Genomic DNA, 15,636 nt, shown 5'->3' on the forward strand with positions numbered 1-15,636 from the left:
GACCGCGCTTACATCGGGCCGAGGATGATTTTCAGCGCGTCCTCGACCCGCTTCATGACATTACGCGGCACGACACCGATGGGCTGGTCGCCGTAAAAGCGCTTGTTGGATACGGACCGGATCGAAGTAACGAGCGTATCCGTCTCCTCTGGCGCGTGTCCGGGCTTCTGTACTTTTCCCAAGCCGACTTTCAAGGGAAATCCATCGCCATTCTCATCGCGATAGGTCACGGTAGTGCACGGGATGACGACAGTCGTCGAGTAACCGGCAGCATTGAGCAAATCTGCCTGGAGAACCAGACAAGGTCGTTGATCTTTCGCGATTTCTTCAGAATGCCCCTGAGGATTCAGGTTGACCAGCCAGATTTCCCCACGTTTAACCTTTGGCAAGACCATCTCCAGTAGTCATGTCGAACTCTTCGTCCATTGACTCGGCCTCGGCGGAAAATTTTGCAGCCAAGAATGTGATCCGCTCAGCCAACTGCCGCTCGTTTTTTTCGCGTACAGCTTCGCGGATATATTCCGACACTTGCTTGTCACTTGCCTTGGCAAAGCGCTCAGTCTCTTCAACGAGATCTTGAGGCATTTTCAGTGACACGGTCTTGACCGTAAGCGGTACGAGCATGGGGAACTCCTTTGGCGGCGCGACAGGTATTTACGCTCTATATCGCCATGCTACTCGCAATTTCGTAATACGTAAACGTATTACCTCACCAGAATACTGCTTGTCCGCTACTCCTTTGCATGGCATCAACCTTTCGGCGGCTTGCGGGGCGTGAAAAACTTCACCGCCGCCCGCGCATTGGCCTTGACCGTATAGTCGATCGCCGCGAACTGCTCTTCCAGCGCCTCGGCCATCACGCTGCCCGGGCTGGGTGGCGGCAATTCGAGGTGGGCGTCGGCCTCGCCGTACTCGCGCTTGATGCGCATGCCGGCCTTCCTGGCGATGTGCATCATGGTCTGGTTCGAGGTCAGGCACTGCATGTAGAGGGTGTCGACGTCGGAGTTGCGGCAGTGGATTGCCGCGCGCTGGAACAGGCGCGTGCCCACGCCCTGCCCGCGCGCCGAGGCCGAGACGGATACGCCGAACTCGGCCACCTGCTGCTTGGTGGTCGACTGGCGCCCGTCGGCCGAGGCGAAGGCGAGATGGCCCATCCCGACCAGCTGGAACACATTGTTGACCACACCAAACACGATGTCGCGCGAAAAATCGATCTTGTCGACATAGGCGACGATCTGCGCGTCCGGGATCATGCTGCCGAAGCGCAGCAGGCGGTCGTCGCCGTCCAGCGCCAGCAGATGACGCAGCACACGCCGGCGGTCGCGCTCGCTTAGTTCCTTGACCAGCACCGGCGGCTGGCCCTTCTTGCCCCTCAGGCCCTGGATCCAGCGGCGTAACGGATTGTCCAGCATCTCGATACCTTCACGGACTGCAACCTTCGGATTCTAGCCGATCGGATCGGCGCTCGTCGTATTGTCGCGCGCGGCATGCTCCGGCGCCAGTTCCGGAGGAAGGTCTTGTCCCAGCCATTGCGATTGCGGACTGACCACGAAACGCCCCTTCCCTGCCTGCTTCGCTGCGTACATGGCCTTGTCGGCTTCCGCCAGCAGCGCTTCCTGGCCGCGCGCCGCGCCCAGTTGACCGCGTGCGCTGGCGATGCCGATACTGGCCGAGATCGTCACCGCGTGGCCGTCGGCCTCGACGATCGATTCGATTTCGGCCAGGGCCAGGCGCGCCACCCGCAGCGCGCCGCTCTCAGACGCCACGTCTTCGAGCAGGATGACGAATTCGTCGCCGCCCAGGCGCGCCAGCGCATCCTCGGCGCGCAGTTTCGCCCCCACCCGGCGCGCGACCATCTGCAGCACCAGGTCGCCGGCGGCATGGCCCCAGGTGTCGTTGACCGCCTTGAAACCGTCCAGGTCGATGAACATCAGCACCACCACGCTGTCGCGGCGGTCGGCGCGCGCCAGCGCCCGCTCCAGCAGGCGGGTCAGCTGGCGATAGTTGATCAGGCCGGTCAGGCTGTCGTGCTGGGCCAGGCGCTCGAGCTGGCGCGACTGCGCCTCCAGTTCGGCGGTGCGCTCGGCCACGCGCTGCTCGAGCGTCTCGTTGGCGGCCTGCAGGCGGCGGTTGACGACGCCGATGATCCGGTAGCTGCGGCGCAGGCGGGCGCCAGCATACACCAGCAGCACCATCAGTACGGCGCTGTAGGCGAACAGGTAGCCGCGAAAGCGCTGGCGCTCGAGCAGCACGGCGTCGAAGGAATGGTCGAAGGCGCGCTCCAGGCGGTCGAGCGCGACGTCGCTGCCGACGGCGGCGATCTGCGCCTCGATCAGGTTTTCCAGCGGCCGTTTTTCCAGGATCACGCGGCTGCTGGCGATCACGGCATCCATCTTCTCGATCACGGCCGGCGAGAAGGCGATCTGCTGGGCCGCAACGTCGCCCAGGATTTCCTCGATGCGGGCTGCCAGCGCCGGGCTCGGCGCGATGTTGTAGCGCAGGGTCTCGGTCAACAGGGCATTCAGCGTGGTGTCGAGCCGCACCACGATGCGGCCCGGCGCCAGCGCCCCCTCGATGCCGGAAATCTCGGTCTTGAGGTCGGCCACGGCCGGCGGCATGTGCAGCAGCGCGGCCCGCAGCGGCGGATTGTGCCTGGCGAACTGGGCCACCAGCCGCTCCTTGCCGCGCAGCGCATCCTGGAGCTGGCCATAGGCGTCCTGGGCCGCGCTGTCGCCGGCGAACGGCAGCGCATCGCCCAGGCGCGCCATCAGGTCATGCATGCGCGGCAGTTGTGCGTCCAGGTTGAGCGGAGTGGAGGCGCGGCCGGTATGGGCGCGCAGGAGGCTGGCGTCCCATTCGGCGTCGAGCTTTTCCAGCTCGCGCAGGTTGAGCATGACGCTGCTGCGGATTTCGGGGTCGACCGCGTCGGTGCGCACATACAGGAATACCAGCACGGCGCTCATGAACAGGAACGCCAGGCTGGCCAGCAGCATGCGGCGGCGGCCCCCACCTGCTCGCCATACCGACAAGGTGAACATCGTTTTTCTCCAACGCAACAATTTACAGATATTGCAGGATAGCAAAACGACGACCCGCACTACACAGACCATGTAACTACATGTAACTAAAACCGTCAATACAACGCCATCAGTTGGTTTGGTGCAACATCAGTGTGATCGCTTCGACACGTTCCTGGTGGACGGCCACCGGAATCGCGCTCTTGTGCTCGGCATGCCGCGCCGCGATGGCGCCCGCATTCACGGCGCGCGCCGCGTCGAGGGCTTGCAGCAGGCGCGCCGCCTCGCATTCGGCGGCCAGCAGCATGCGGCCGAAGCGCTCGGGCTTGCGGAAAGCATCGCAACGCTCGAACAGTGTGACGACCGCCTCGGCAGGCAGTACCGCGGCCTGGCGCAGCACGCCGCGCTCGCGCACCGTCATGACGGCCAGGTCGCGGCACTCATTCGGCACCTTGAGGCGCTTGCACACGGCCTGGACGGCATCGACGCCCTCCAGGCCGCGCATCAGCACGGCAAAGCGCACCTCGAGCACATGGTCGGGCGTGGTGGCGCGGTCGATCGCCCGCAGCAGGCATGCGCCGTCCGGCAGGTCGGGCGCCGGCAACTCGGGCAGGAGTTGCGCCAGCGCGCCGCAGTCGTCCAGCACGGCCAGCATGCGAGAGGGCGTGTTTTCCATCAGGCCGCGCGCCAGTTCCTGCCATACCCGCTCGGGCACCAGGGCGTCGACTTCGCCTTCATCGACCATGCGCCGCATCAGGGCATTGGTTTCTGGCGCCACCGTGAATTCGGGCAGGCGCGCGGCGAAGCGGGCGATGCGCAGGATGCGCACCGGGTCTTCGGCGAAGGCATCGGACACGTGGCGGAACAGCCGCGCTTCCAGGTCTTGCCGGCCATTGTGCGGATCGACGATGTGGCCGTCCTCGGCCTGGGCCATGGCGTTGATGGTCAGGTCGCGCCGCACCAGGTCCTGTTCCAGCGTGACGTCGGGGGCGGCGTGGAACACGAAGCCATGATAGCCGGGCGCCGTCTTGCGCTCGGTGCGCGCCAGCGCGTATTCCTCTTGCGTGCGCGGATGCAGGAAGACCGGGAAATCCTTGCCGACGGGGCGGAACCCCGCTGCCAGCATCTGCTCGGGCGTGGCGCCGACCACCACGTGGTCGTGGTCTTTCACGGGCAGGCCCAGCAGGGCATCGCGCACGGCGCCGCCGACGACGTAGCTGCGCATCGTCACTCGCCCGGCAGGTCGGCGTCGTGGACCGGGGTGGGGTCGGTTTCGGCCATGGCTTCGCGTACCCAGCGCGCAACCGCCGGATGGGCCAGCACGCGCTCGCAATAGGCTTGCAGGGCCGGCGCCAGCGCCACGCCATAGGTCTGGAAGCGGCACACCACCGGCGCATAGAAGGCGTCGGCGATCGAGAAGTCGCCGAACAGGAACTGACGGTGGCCGAAGCGCGACAGGCAGTCTTCGAAGATCTCGCAGATGCGGCCGATATCGGCCTGGGTGCCCGGGGTGCGGCCACGGCCCGGCAGGCGCGCCTGGATATTCATCGACATCGTATTGCGCAGCTCGCCGAAGCCGGAATGCATCTCGGCCACGATCGAACGCGCCAGCGCGCGCGCGGCCACGTCCTGCGGCCACATATGTTTATCCGGGAATTGCTCGGCCAGGTATTCGATGATGGCCAGGCTGTCCCAGACGGTCATATCGCCCGACATCAGCACCGGCACCCGGCCCGCGTGCGAATAACGCGCGATCTGGTTGGCGGTGTCGGGCTGGTCGAGCAAGACCTTGACCTCGGTGAACGGGATGCCGAAGGCGACCGCCGCGACCCAGGGCCGCATCGACCAGGAAGAGACGTTCTTGTTGCCGATGATCAGGGTGAGTCCGGGATTGCGGGTCGCGTCGAGCGTGCGCGCGAGGATGGGGTCGCGTTCGATGGTCTGCATGGTTGTCGTTGGTGGTTTAGCGTCCGGCGTGGCTGCGATGGGCGTCGTGGCGGTCGCGCCCGGTGAGGTAATGCGGGGCGACCGACTCGATCGCCGTGAGCTTGATCCCCAGCGCCTCGGCTGTCAAGGCATCGGTGCCGGGGGCCACGACATTATCGACCAGCATCGAGTCGAGGTTGTCGCGGCTGATGACGGGATCGCCCGGCAACAGCTCGAACAGCCCCGCCTGCAGGCGCGCCGCCCAGTCGGGCAGGCCGAGCACGCGCCGCTCGCGGCCGGCGAAGCGGCCGGCCAGGCGCACCAGCTCGCCCAGGGTATGGACAGTCGGGCCGCCCAGCTCGATGGTGGCGCCGCGGGTATCGGGCCGCGCCAGCACGATGGAAAAAGCAGCGGCGACGTCGCCCACGTACACCGGCTGGAAGCGGGCACGGCTGGCCGCCAGCGGCACCAGCGGCAGGTGGCGCTGCAGGCGCGCGAACATGGTGAGGAAGTGGTCGCCGGGGCCGAACACCACCGAGGGCCTGAAGATAGTGGCCGCCACCGCCGGCTGGCTGCGCGCGGCGAGTTCGCCATCGGCCTTGGAGCGGCCGTACATGGAGGGGCTGGCGGCGCTGGCGCCGAGCGCGCTCATGTGCAGGTAGCGCGGGACGCCGGCGTCCGCGCAGGCGGCGGCGATGCGGCGCGGCAGCTCGACGTGCAGGTGCCGGAACCCCTCGCCATACGGCCGGCCATGGCCGCCGTGCAGCACGCCGACCAGGTTGATCACGGCATCGCGCCCGGCCAGCAGCTTGCGCAATACGGCGTCGTCATGGATGTTGGCGACGTCGACATCGACGCCGGGCAGCATCGTCAGCTGCTTCGCGCTTTCGAAGTGGCGCACCGGCGCCAGCACGCCCACGCCATCGTCGGACAGGCGCGCGGCCAGGTGCTGGCCAATGAAGCCGGTGCCGCTGATCAGCACCACGTTCAGGGGCCGCGGGCTCGTGCTCATGGTCAGTCCAGCACCGACGCGCTGGCCTGGCGCGGGCTGACCGTGCCCAGGCGCGCCTTGAGCGACTGCGGCTTGCCCTCGAACACCGAGGCGTAGTTGGTGGCATTGGCCATCACGTTGCGCACATAGCCGCGCGTCTCGGTGAACGGAATGGTCTCGACGAAGATCGCCCCCTCCATCGGCGCATCGAGCCGGCCGCGCCAGGTGCGCGAGCGGCCCGGGCCGGCGTTGTAGGCGGCCGTGGCCAGCACTTGCGAGCCTTCGAAATTATCGAGCACCATATTCATGTAGTTGGCGCCGAGCGTGATATTCGTATGCAGGTCGTTGAGCATGGTGTGCACAAAATTATCCAGGCCAATCTTGGCCGCCACCCACTTGCCGGTGGCGGGCATCACCTGCATCAGGCCCGAGGCGCCGACGCCGGAACGGGCATCGCGGATGAAGCGCGACTCTTGCCGGATGAGGCCATACACCCAGGCTTTATCGAGGTTCAGGCCCTGGGCGGTGGGCTTGAGGACCTCGAGATGCGGCGCCGGGAAACGCTGGTCGTAGCTGAGCTCGGTGCGCGTGCGCAGCGAGGTCTCGACCATGCGGTCGAGGTGCTCGTTGCGGCGCGCCAGCTCGGCGGCGGCCAGCAGCTGACGTTCAGACAGCCCGCGCAAGCCCCAGTTCCATTCGCGGTTGCCTTCCGCGCGCAGGCTCAAACGGTAGAACTTCAGGGCCCGTTGCAGGCTCGCATTCGCGGTCGCCTGGGACAGTTCCGCGGCCGTGATCGGCGCCACCGGTGGCGGGGCCACGACCTGGTTGCCCAGCTCTTCGTTGGCCAGCTGGGTATAGAAGGTGGTCTGGGCGGCGATGCCCTGCCACAGCGCGCGCGCCTCCTGCGTGCGGCCTTCGGCCTGCAGGGCGCGGCCCAGCCAGTAGATCCAGGTCGTCTCGGCGCGCAGGTTGGGTGGCATCGCCTCGATCGTGGCGCGCACTTCTTTCCAGTCGCCGCGGCGCAGCGCCATGCGGGTCTTCCACTGCATCTGGAATTCGGTCAGCGTCGCCCCTTTCGCGCGGTCCCAGTAGCCGTGGGCCTCGGGCGCCAGCGCGATCGAGGCCGCCAGCGCCACATTGGCCCAGCCGATGGCGCGCTCTTCGCTGGACAGGCGCGGGCCATGCTTTTCCAGGCTGGCGACGGCGATCTTGAGCGTGGTGCGCGCCATGCGGCCGACCGCCACCAGGTAGAGCTCGCGCTCGGCGCGGTTGTTGCCGATGCCGCGCGCCAGCGCCACCGCCGGCATGTCCACCGCCTGGGCGGCGCGGGTTTCGGGCAGGCCCAGCAGCACGGCGACGCGGCGCGCGGGGCCAGTGGTATTGTCCAGGCCGGCGATGCGAAGCTGCCACAGCAGGTCGGCCTGGTTGAACTGGCCGTTGCCTGCCAGTTGCGCGATCAGGCCGCTGCAGGCGTCGCCATAGCCGGCCGGGGCCTTGAGCAGGGCGCGCGCTTCGTCGGCCACCCGCTCGCCGCGTTCGGCGCGCGCCAGCAAGGCATAGCAGCGCACCTGCACGCTGCCGGACTGGGCCAGCTCTCCGGCTTCGCGCTCGAAGGTATTCCATTCGCGCCGCTTGCCCAGTTCCATCAGCCACTCGGCGCGCAACTGCTGGGCCACGGCCGTGCCTTCGTGGCGGCGCAGCACTTGCATCACCTCGTCCTGGATGGCCTCGCGCAGGCGGGGTTTCAGACGATAATAGTCGACGTAGGATGCCAGCGAGTAATTGGACGGGAGGCGCGAGGCGATCGCATTGACGCGCGCGCCATCGTTCTGGCGCGCGGCTTCGCGCAGCAGCAGGAAGTTATCGTCATCGGCGCGGCTGTCGGCCACCAGGGCCGGTCCGGCGGGGGGAACCCCGACCGTGCCGGCGCCGGGCACCGAGGGCGCACCGGCCGGCACCGGCGGCAGCGCCACCTCGGGCGCGGGTGCATCGGGGTCTTCCTGGGCCATGACGCCCGCAGGCAGTGCGCAGGACAGAACAAGGGCAATAGCGGCCGGCAACAGGCCGGCGGACAATTTCGATTGATACATCCACAACTCTCACATTACGCTGCATTGAAACCATGACCGGCGAACCAAGAATACCACGCGCCTCCACGGCTCTACCAGACACCGGCCTCGCGCGCGAGGACAAGGCGCGGCTGCGCGCCGCCCTCAAGGCGCTGCGGCGCACGCTCGATCCGGCCACCAAGCACGCCTGGGACGACCGCATCGGCGCACGGGTGCTGGCCTGGTGGCAGGCCAATCCGCATGCGGCGCTGGGCGTGTACTGGCCGCTGGCCGGCGAGCCGGACCTGCGTCCAGCCTACGCGCAATTGGCCCAGGCGGGCGTACGGCTGGCATTGCCGGTGGTGGTCGAGCGCGATGCGCCGTTGGGATTTGCCGAGTGGATACCTGGCGAGCCGACCGAATCGGACCGGCTGGGGGTGGCGGTGCCGAGCGATCTGAGAATGGTGGCGCGGCCGCCGGCGTTATTGGTGCCCTGCCTCGGCTTCAATGCGCAGGGGTATCGGGTGGGGTATGGCGGCGGGTTTTATGACCGGACGCTGGCGCCGGCGCCAAGGCCAGCGACGGTGGGGATTGCGTATGCCTGCCAGTTGGTGGCGTTCGATGGCGACGTCCACGACGTGCCGCTGGACGGGGTGATCACGGAAGAATGATGGCCGGGCGTTGCGCCCGGCCATCATGGCTCAGGCGCGCAGGCGTTGCCAGATCGCCGTCGTCGGCGCCGCCTGGTTCATGCTGTAGAAATGCAGTCCCGGCGCACCGCCGGCCAGCAGCCGTTCGCACAGCCCTGTCACGACGTCCAGCCCGAAGGCCTTGATCGAGGCGCTGTCGTCGCCGAAGCTGGCCAGCTTGAGCCGCACCCAGCGCGGAATCTCGGCGCCGCACATGTCCGAGAAGCGCATCAGCTGCATGTAGTTGGTGATCGGCATGATCCCGGCCACGACCGGCACATCGACGCCCAGCTTGCGCACATTGTCGACGAACTGGAAATAGGCGTCGGCATTGTAGAAATACTGGGTGATGGCGGCATTCGCCCCGGCCTGGACCTTGCGCGCGAAGGCCTGCAAGTCGTCTTGCGGCGAACGCGCCTGCGGGTGCATCTCGGGATAGGCCGCGACCTCGATGTGGAACCAGTCGCCGGTTTCCTGGCGGATAAATTCCACCAGTTCGCTGGCATAGCGCAGCTCGCCCGCGCCGCCGTAACCGCTCGGCAAGTCGCCGCGCAGGGCCACCACGCGCCGGATGCCGCTGTCCTGGTACTGCTTGAGGACGTCGCGGATCGATTCGCGGGTGGCGCCGATGCACGACAGGTGGGGCGCGGCCTCGTGGCCGGCGGCCTGGATCTCGCGCACCGTCGCCAGGGTGCCCTGCTGGGTGCTGCCGCCGGCGCCGAAGGTCACCGAGAAATACTTGGGCTGCAGGTCGGCCAGCTTTTCGCGGGCGATGCGCAGTTTCTCGGCGCCTTCCGGCGTCTTGGGCGGGAAGAACTCGATACTGAAATCAGGAGTTTCCATCTTTGTCGGAAAGAAGCAAGGTAGAGAGCGCCCACGAAATGATGCTGTACAGGATGGCTGCCAGGAAGGCCGACCAGAAACCCGCCACCTCGAAGCCGCCGACCACGTTCGACACCAGCCAGAACAGCAAGGCATTGATGACGAGGATGAACAGGCCCATCGAGACCAGGGTGACCGGCAGGGTCAGGATCACCAGCACCGGACGGATCAGGGTATTGACCAGCCCGAGCACCAGCGCCGCGACCAGGGCGGTGCCGATGCTGGAAACTTCGACGGAGTGCATCAGGTAAGGCAGGGCCATCAGGGCCGCGGCATTGATCAACCAGGTAATCAGCAAGCGCATCGGTACAGACTTTCGTGGTACGCGGGCGCAGCAACGGCGTGAGGCGCCCGATGGTGGATAAGCGAAACGTCCCGAAGGACGTTTCACATGACTAACAAGCTGCTACCGATCAGTAACGGTAGTGTTCCGGCTTGTACGGACCTTCCTGGCTCACCGAGATGTAGGCGGCTTGTTCGGCGGTCAGCGTGGTCAGCTTGGCGTTGAGCTTGCGCAGCTGCAGGCGCGCCACTTTCTCGTCCAGCTTCTTCGGCAGGGTGTACACGCCCACCGGATACTGCGCGGTGTTCATGAACAGCTCGATCTGGGCGATGGTCTGGTTCGCGAACGACGAGCTCATCACGTACGACGGGTGGCCGGTGCCGCAACCCAGGTTCACCAGGCGGCCTTCGGCCAGCAGGATGATGCGCTTGCCATCAGGGAAGATGACGTGGTCGACTTGCGGCTTGATATTGTCCCACTCGTACTTCTTGAGCGCGGCGACTTCGATCTCGTTGTCGAAGTGGCCGATATTGCAGACGATGGCCTGGTCCTTCATCTTGAGCATGTGCTGCTCGGTGATGACGTGGTAGTTGCCGGTGCAGGTGACGAAGATGTCGCCGTGTTCGGCGGCTTCGTCCATGGTCACGACGCGGTAGCCTTCCATCGCCGCCTGCAGCGCGCAGATCGGATCGATCTCGGTGACCCACACCTGCGCCGACAGCGCGCGCATGGCCTGGGCCGAACCTTTACCCACGTCGCCATAGCCGGCGATGACGGCGATCTTGCCCGCCACCATCACGTCGGTCGCGCGCTTGATGCCGTCGACCAGCGATTCGCGGCAGCCGTACAGGTTGTCGAACTTCGACTTGGTGACGGAGTCGTTGACGTTGATCGCCGGGAAGGCCAGCTTGCCGTCCTGGTGCATCTGGTACAGGCGGTGCACGCCGGTGGTGGTTTCCTCGGTCACGCCCTTGATTTCAGGCAGGCGCTTCGAGTACCACGACGGATCGCGCGCGAGGCGGCCCTTGATGGCGTTGAACAGGCAGATTTCTTCTTCCGAACCCGGCTTGTCCAGCACCGAGATGTCTTTCTCGGCGCGCACGCCCAGGTGCAGCAGCAGGGTTGCGTCGCCGCCGTCGTCCAGGATCATGTTGGCGTGCTCGCCCGGCCATTCGAAGATGCGGTGGGTGTATTCCCAGTATTCGTCCAGGGTCTCGCCCTTGATGGCGAAGACTGGCGTGCCGACCGAGGCGATGGCCGCGGCGGCGTGGTCCTGCGTCGAGTAGATATTGCACGATGCCCAGCGCACAGTGGCGCCCAGGGCTTCCAGGGTGCGGATCAGGACCGCGGTCTGGATGGTCATGTGCAGCGAACCGGCGATGCGCGCGCCTTTCAGCGGCTGCGTCGCGGCGTATTCTTCGCGGATCGCCATCAGGCCCGGCATCTCGGTTTCGGCGATGCGGATTTCCTTCTCGCCCCAGGAAGCCAGGGAGATGTCGGCGACGATGTAGTCTTGGGAGTCTTTGAGTACGGCGCTCATCACGCCCTCCTTTCAATGTTTAGAAAAAAGTAACGTGAGCGCGGTTGCTGGATATCCGAGCCTGGCAAAGAGGGGACTCTCTGTCGCAACGCTCCTCGGAACGGGGTAGTTTAGCACGCTTGACCGGTCGTGGATACCTCGCCGGTGTGCAAATGACTTGGGTTCCCGCCTGCGCGGGAACGACGTGTATGAGTGCGTGTCCGAAATCGACTTATCGACATCTCACACCCTCAACCAACGTCGTTCCCGCGCAGGCGGGAACCCAAGTACGCAGCGCAGACCGAACATACCCGTCAGCCCGCGGCGCAAGAAATTACGCCAGGCCAGCCGCCGCGCGCAGCGCCGCCGCCTTGTCGGTGCGCTCCCAGGTGAACTCCGGCTCTTCGCGGCCGAAGTGGCCGTAGGCCGCGGTCTTGCAATAGATCGGGCGCAGCAGGTCGAGCATCTGCACGATGCCTTTCGGGCGCAGGTCGAAGTGCTCGTTGACCAGGGCCGCGATCTTCTCGTCCGAGATCACGCCGGTGCCTTCGGTGTACACGGTGATATTGATCGGACGCGCCACGCCGATCGCGTAGCTGACCTGCACCTGGCACTGGCGCGCCAGGCCGGCGGCGACGATGTTCTTGGCGACGTAGCGCGCGGCGTAGGCGGCCGAGCGGTCGACCTTCGACGGATCCTTGCCCGAGAACGCGCCGCCGCCGTGCGGGGCCGCGCCGCCGTAGGTGTCGACGATGATCTTGCGGCCGGTCAGGCCGCAATCGCCCTGCGGGCCGCCGATGACGAAGCGGCCGGTCGGGTTGACCAGGAAGCGGGTTTTCTCGAGCCACTCGCGCGGCAGGGTCGGCTTGATGATCTCTTCGATCACCGCTTCTTCGATCTGCGAATGGGTGACGTCGGGGTGGTGCTGGGTCGAGAGCACCACGGTGTCCACGGCCACCGGACGGCCGTCGACGTAGCGCAGGGTGACTTGCGACTTGGCGTCCGGACGCAGCCATGGCAGGCGGCCATCCTTGCGCAGCTGCGACTGGCGCTCGACCAGGCGGTGCGAATAATAGATGGCGGCCGGCATCAGTTCTGGCGTTTCGTCGCAGGCATAGCCGAACATCAGGCCCTGGTCGCCGGCGCCCTGGTCGAGGTCGATGCCGGCGCCTTCGTCGACGCCCTGGGCGATGTCGGGGGACTGCTTGTCATAGCAGACCATCACGGCGCAGCCCTTGTAGTCGATGCCGAAATCGGTGTTGTCGTAGCCGATGCGCTTGATGGTATTGCGCGCCACCGAGATATAGTCGACGTTGGCGTGGGTGGTGATCTCGCCGGCCAGCACGACCAGGCCGGTATTGCACAGGGTTTCGGCGGCGACGCGCGCGGTCGGGTCTTGCTCGAGGATGGCGTCGAGGATGGCGTCGGAAATCTGGTCAGCGACCTTGTCCGGATGCCCTTCGGACACGGATTCGGAAGTAAAGAGGTAGTCGTTCGACATGTAGGCTCCAGTTACTGTTTACATGAATTGCCGCAGCAAACTGATGCCTGCGACGCTTTAGCGAAATTTATATTCCGCTTCGCAAGTTGTCTGTTAACTCGGCGGATCCAGCATAAAGTGGTATTTTACGCTTCCTTGGAATTTTGGTGTGGAAACGCATATGGCGTACGACACCCATCAATCGACATGCTTGTAGTAATTTTCCGAATATTATCTGTTTTCCCCTTGTCCTTCCTGCACGCCCTGGGCGCGGCGCTGGGCTGGCTGGTGTACTGGCTGTCGCCATCGTACAAGCGCCGCCTGCGCGCCAACCTGGCCCAGGCCGGCTATGACGCGTACTGGAAACAGGCCGTGTCCGAGGCCGGCAAGGCCGCGATCGAGCTTGCCTTCGTGTGGTGCGCCAATCCGGAACGGGTTGCCAGGCATGCCACGGTGGAAAACTGGGAACTGGTCCAGGAAAAACTCGACGCAGGCCGCGGCATTGTGTTCCTGACGCCACACCTGGGCTGCTTCGAAATGACGGCGCAGCAGATCGCGCTCAAGACGGCGTTGACGGTCATGTATCGTCCGCCGCGCAAGGACGCGCTCAGGCCGCTGGTCGAAGGCGCGCGCGCGCGCCACAACCTGCACCTGGCGCCGGCCAACCTGTCCGGCGTGCGCATCCTGGCCAAGACCCTCAAGAGCGGCCAGCCGATCGGCCTGCTGCCCGACCAGGTGCCGCAGGAAGGCGAAGGCGTGTGGGCGCCCTTCTTCGGCCGCAACGCCTACACGATGACCCTGCCGGCCAAGCTGGCCCAGCTGGGCAAGGCCGACATCCTGCTGGTGTATGCCGAGCGGCGTCCGGGCGGCGCCGGCTATATCGTGCGCTTCGTGCCGTTCGACGGCGATTTGAGTGGTTCGGCGGCCGACCAGGCGGCGGCGATCAACCGCGCCATGGAGCAACTGATCGCACGCGCGCCAAGCCAGTATTTCTGGAGCTACAACCGCTACAAGCAGCCGGAAGGCGTGGCCGGTCCCGAGGGCGAGGTCGCGCCATGAGGCTCCTGCTTGGCATCCTGTGGCTGCTGCATTTCCTGCCGCTGCCCATCCTGGGCCGCATCGGCGAATCGATCGGCAGCCTGATGTTCGTGATCATGGGCCGGCGCCGCCATATCGCGCTGACCAATCTGCGCCTGACCATGCCGGAGCTGGACGAGAAGGAACGGCGCCGCATCGCGCACCGCCACTTCCGCGCCTACGCGCGCAGCATCGTCGAGCGCTCGATCCTGTGGTGGGCGCCCGAGGAGCGCGTGCGCAACCTGATCCAGGTCGAGCCGGCGGTGCCGCAGGCCGCGATGGAGGCCGGCCCCACGATTCTGCTGTGCCCGCACTTCGTGTGCCTGGACGTGGCCGGCGTCGCCTCGCGCGTGATCCCCGTGTGCAGCATGTACGTGCCGCAAAAGAACGAAGCCTTCGACCGCCTGCTGCGCCATGGCCGCGAACGCTACGGCCCGGTGCGCCTGGTGACGCGCAAGGAAGGCATCAAGCCGATCCTGCGCGCGCTGCGCGACGGCCTGCCCTATTTCATGTTGCCGGACATGGATTTCGGCGAGAAGGATGCCGAATTCGTGCCCTTCTTCGGCGTGCAGGCCGCGACCCTGACCGCGCTCGGCCGCATCGCCGCGACCACGGGCGCCAAGGTGATCCCGGTGATCGCCACCTACCTGCCGGACTACCAGGGCTGGCGCGTGCGTTTCTATCCCGCGTGGGAAGACTATCCGGGCGACGACATGGTCGAAGCGACCCGGCGCATGAACGCCTTCATCGAAGAGCGCGTGCGCGAGGCGCCGGAGCAATACTTCTGGACCCATAAACGCTTCAAGACCCGGCCGCCGGGTGAAGCTTCGCTGTACGATTGAGCAGGACGGAATGAGCATGAAACTGAAATTCACCAAGATGCACGGGGCGGGCAACGATTTCATCGTCGTCGACGCCATCAACCAGCAGGTCGACCTGAGCGCGGAGCAATGGCGGCGCCTGGCCGACCGCCGCTTCGGCATCGGCGCCGACCAGATCCTGGTCGTCGAGCGGCCGAGCGAGGAAGGTGTGGACTTCCGCTACCGCATCTTCAACAACGATGGCGGCGAGGTCGAGCAATGCGGCAACGGCTCGCGCGCCTTCGTGCGCTTCGTGGTCGACCAGGGCCTGACCCGCGAGCGCAGCATCCGCGTGCAGACCATGTCGGGCATCATCAGCCCGCGCCTGGAAGACGACGGCAGCGTGACGGTGGACATGGGCGCGCCGCGCCTCGAACCGGCCGAGGTGCCGTTCGACAGCGCCGGCCTGGGCGGCTGGGCCGAGGGCGAAGACACGCTGTGGCCGCTGCCGGTGGGCGGCAAGACCGTGTTCGTGTCGGTGGTCTCGATGGGCAATCCGCATGCGGTGCAGGTGGTCGACGACGTCGACGCGGCGCCGGTGGACACCACCGGCCCGCTGATCGAGCGCCATGCGCGTTTTCCGAAGCGGGTCAATGCCGGCTATATGCAGGTGGTAGACCGCCGGCATATTCGCCTGCGCGTCTACGAGCGCGGCGCCGGCGAGACGCTGGCCTGCGGCACCGGCGCCTGCGCGGCGGTGGTAGCCGGCATCCGCCGCGGCCTGCTCGATTCGCCGGTGCGCGTGTCGGCACGGGGCGGCGAACTGAGCATCGCCTGGGCGGGGCCCGGTCAACCGGTTTATCTCAGCGGACCGGCAGTGTCGGTGTTCGAGGGCGAAGTCGAGGTCTAGGGAAGTTTCAACAA

At 66.2% G+C, this 15,636-nt stretch carries 16 protein-coding genes and 1 riboswitch; of the genes, 4 read left to right on the top strand and 12 right to left on the bottom strand.

The window, feature by feature from the left end; genetic code table 11:
- Positions 1-8: 8 nt before the first annotated feature.
- The 8 genes from Q9246_RS14260 to Q9246_RS14295 form a co-directional block, all read right to left on the bottom strand.
- Positions 9-395 (bottom strand): type II toxin-antitoxin system PemK/MazF family toxin, encoded by a 387-nt coding sequence (locus Q9246_RS14260; protein WP_306391235.1) that lies wholly within the window; start codon positions 393-395, stop codon positions 9-11.
- Positions 376-624, bottom strand: a complete 249-nt coding sequence (locus Q9246_RS14265; RefSeq protein ID WP_306391236.1) for a ribbon-helix-helix domain-containing protein — start codon at positions 622-624, stop codon at positions 376-378. The genes Q9246_RS14260 and Q9246_RS14265 overlap by 20 nt, the downstream gene beginning before the upstream one ends.
- A 125-nt stretch (positions 625-749) precedes the next feature.
- Positions 750-1,412 carry a GNAT family N-acetyltransferase gene (locus Q9246_RS14270; protein ID WP_306391237.1) on the bottom strand — a complete coding sequence of 221 codons (663 nt, stop codon included), beginning with the start codon at positions 1,410-1,412 and terminating at the stop codon, positions 750-752.
- A gap of 33 nt (positions 1,413-1,445) precedes the next feature.
- The gene (locus Q9246_RS14275) at positions 1,446-3,038 is read right to left on the bottom strand and encodes a diguanylate cyclase (RefSeq protein WP_306391238.1); all 1,593 of its coding nucleotides are present in this window, start codon (positions 3,036-3,038) and stop codon (positions 1,446-1,448) included.
- A 109-nt stretch (positions 3,039-3,147) separates the two neighbouring features.
- Positions 3,148-4,242, bottom strand: coding sequence for a tRNA nucleotidyltransferase/poly(A) polymerase-related protein (locus tag Q9246_RS14280; RefSeq protein WP_306391239.1), 1,095 nt, complete (start codon positions 4,240-4,242; stop codon positions 3,148-3,150).
- A 2-nt stretch (positions 4,243-4,244) separates the two neighbouring features.
- On the bottom strand, positions 4,245-4,964 hold the full coding sequence (locus Q9246_RS14285) for a glutathione S-transferase family protein (protein WP_306391240.1): 720 nt from the start codon (positions 4,962-4,964) through the stop codon (positions 4,245-4,247).
- Between the two features lie 16 nt (positions 4,965-4,980).
- The gene (locus Q9246_RS14290; protein ID WP_306391241.1) at positions 4,981-5,955 is read right to left on the bottom strand and encodes a complex I NDUFA9 subunit family protein; all 975 of its coding nucleotides are present in this window, start codon (positions 5,953-5,955) and stop codon (positions 4,981-4,983) included.
- A 2-nt stretch (positions 5,956-5,957) separates the two neighbouring features.
- On the bottom strand, positions 5,958-7,943 hold the full coding sequence (locus Q9246_RS14295; RefSeq protein ID WP_306391242.1) for a lytic transglycosylase domain-containing protein: 1,986 nt from the start codon (positions 7,941-7,943) through the stop codon (positions 5,958-5,960).
- 113 nt (positions 7,944-8,056) lie between these two features.
- Here Q9246_RS14295 and Q9246_RS14300 point away from each other — a divergent pair, with 113 nt between their 5' ends.
- Positions 8,057-8,653 (top strand): 5-formyltetrahydrofolate cyclo-ligase, encoded by a 597-nt coding sequence (locus tag Q9246_RS14300; protein ID WP_306391243.1) that lies wholly within the window; start codon positions 8,057-8,059, stop codon positions 8,651-8,653.
- A gap of 30 nt (positions 8,654-8,683) precedes the next feature.
- Here Q9246_RS14300 and metF read toward each other — a convergent pair whose 3' ends face one another.
- The 4 genes from metF to metK form a co-directional block, all read right to left on the bottom strand.
- Positions 8,684-9,514: a methylenetetrahydrofolate reductase [NAD(P)H] gene (gene metF, locus Q9246_RS14305; RefSeq protein WP_306391244.1), complete on the bottom strand. Its 831-nt coding sequence runs from the start codon at positions 9,512-9,514 to the stop codon at positions 8,684-8,686.
- Complete coding sequence (locus Q9246_RS14310) at positions 9,501-9,857, bottom strand: phage holin family protein (protein WP_306391245.1); 357 nt, start codon at positions 9,855-9,857, stop codon at positions 9,501-9,503. Before Q9246_RS14310 ends, metF begins: the two co-directional genes overlap by 14 nt.
- Before the next feature lie 109 nt (positions 9,858-9,966).
- Positions 9,967-11,376, bottom strand: coding sequence for an adenosylhomocysteinase (ahcY, locus tag Q9246_RS14315; RefSeq protein WP_306391246.1), 1,410 nt, complete (start codon positions 11,374-11,376; stop codon positions 9,967-9,969).
- 29 nt (positions 11,377-11,405) lie between these two features.
- A riboswitch (S-adenosyl-L-homocysteine riboswitch) is annotated at positions 11,406-11,479 on the bottom strand.
- Positions 11,480-11,689: 210 nt separating this feature from the next.
- A complete protein-coding gene (gene metK / locus Q9246_RS14320; protein ID WP_306391247.1) occupies positions 11,690-12,856 on the bottom strand; it encodes a methionine adenosyltransferase in 1,167 nt (388 codons plus the stop codon).
- Here metK and Q9246_RS14325 point away from each other — a divergent pair.
- The 3 genes from Q9246_RS14325 to dapF are packed head-to-tail and all read left to right on the top strand — an operon-like array spanning position 12,809 to position 15,622.
- Positions 12,809-13,894: a lysophospholipid acyltransferase family protein gene (locus tag Q9246_RS14325; protein WP_479692550.1), complete on the top strand. Its 1,086-nt coding sequence runs from the start codon at positions 12,809-12,811 to the stop codon at positions 13,892-13,894. The two genes, metK and Q9246_RS14325, sit on opposite strands and share 48 nt — an antisense overlap.
- Positions 13,891-14,754: an LpxL/LpxP family acyltransferase gene (locus Q9246_RS14330; RefSeq protein WP_306391248.1), complete on the top strand. Its 864-nt coding sequence runs from the start codon at positions 13,891-13,893 to the stop codon at positions 14,752-14,754. Before Q9246_RS14325 ends, Q9246_RS14330 begins: the two co-directional genes overlap by 4 nt.
- Positions 14,755-14,770: 16 nt before the next feature.
- Positions 14,771-15,622 carry a diaminopimelate epimerase gene (gene dapF, locus Q9246_RS14335; RefSeq protein ID WP_306391249.1) on the top strand — a complete coding sequence of 284 codons (852 nt, stop codon included), beginning with the start codon at positions 14,771-14,773 and terminating at the stop codon, positions 15,620-15,622.
- Positions 15,623-15,636 lie beyond the last annotated feature (14 nt).

Source organism: Telluria beijingensis (assembly GCF_030770395.1).
GTDB classification, from domain to species: Bacteria; Pseudomonadota; Gammaproteobacteria; order Burkholderiales; family Burkholderiaceae_D; genus Telluria; species Telluria beijingensis.

What these genes read in the sequence shown, in the direction of transcription:
- Q9246_RS14260 (WP_306391235.1), bottom strand. Translation starts at nt 395, where the DNA reads ATGGTCTTGCCAAAGGTTAAACGTGGGGAAATCTGGCTGGTCAACCTG.
- Q9246_RS14265 (WP_306391236.1), bottom strand. Translation starts at nt 624, where the DNA reads ATGCTCGTACCGCTTACGGTCAAGACCGTGTCACTGAAAATGCCTCAA.
- Q9246_RS14270 (WP_306391237.1), bottom strand. Translation starts at nt 1,412, where the DNA reads ATGCTGGACAATCCGTTACGCCGCTGGATCCAGGGCCTGAGGGGCAAG.
- Q9246_RS14275 (WP_306391238.1), bottom strand. Translation starts at nt 3,038, where the DNA reads ATGTTCACCTTGTCGGTATGGCGAGCAGGTGGGGGCCGCCGCCGCATG.
- Q9246_RS14280 (WP_306391239.1), bottom strand. Translation starts at nt 4,242, where the DNA reads ATGCGCAGCTACGTCGTCGGCGGCGCCGTGCGCGATGCCCTGCTGGGC.
- Q9246_RS14285 (WP_306391240.1), bottom strand. Translation starts at nt 4,964, where the DNA reads ATGCAGACCATCGAACGCGACCCCATCCTCGCGCGCACGCTCGACGCG.
- Q9246_RS14290 (WP_306391241.1), bottom strand. Translation starts at nt 5,955, where the DNA reads ATGAGCACGAGCCCGCGGCCCCTGAACGTGGTGCTGATCAGCGGCACC.
- Q9246_RS14295 (WP_306391242.1), bottom strand. Translation starts at nt 7,943, where the DNA reads ATGGCCCAGGAAGACCCCGATGCACCCGCGCCCGAGGTGGCGCTGCCG.
- Q9246_RS14300 (WP_306391243.1), top strand. Translation starts at nt 8,057, where the DNA reads ATGACCGGCGAACCAAGAATACCACGCGCCTCCACGGCTCTACCAGAC.
- metF (WP_306391244.1), bottom strand. Translation starts at nt 9,514, where the DNA reads ATGGAAACTCCTGATTTCAGTATCGAGTTCTTCCCGCCCAAGACGCCG.
- Q9246_RS14310 (WP_306391245.1), bottom strand. Translation starts at nt 9,857, where the DNA reads ATGCGCTTGCTGATTACCTGGTTGATCAATGCCGCGGCCCTGATGGCC.
- ahcY (WP_306391246.1), bottom strand. Translation starts at nt 11,376, where the DNA reads ATGAGCGCCGTACTCAAAGACTCCCAAGACTACATCGTCGCCGACATC.
- Q9246_RS14325 (WP_479692550.1), top strand. Translation starts at nt 12,809, where the DNA reads ATGCCCTTCGGACACGGATTCGGAAGTAAAGAGGTAGTCGTTCGACAT.
- metK (WP_306391247.1), bottom strand. Translation starts at nt 12,856, where the DNA reads ATGTCGAACGACTACCTCTTTACTTCCGAATCCGTGTCCGAAGGGCAT.
- Q9246_RS14330 (WP_306391248.1), top strand. Translation starts at nt 13,891, where the DNA reads ATGAGGCTCCTGCTTGGCATCCTGTGGCTGCTGCATTTCCTGCCGCTG.
- dapF (WP_306391249.1), top strand. Translation starts at nt 14,771, where the DNA reads ATGAAACTGAAATTCACCAAGATGCACGGGGCGGGCAACGATTTCATC.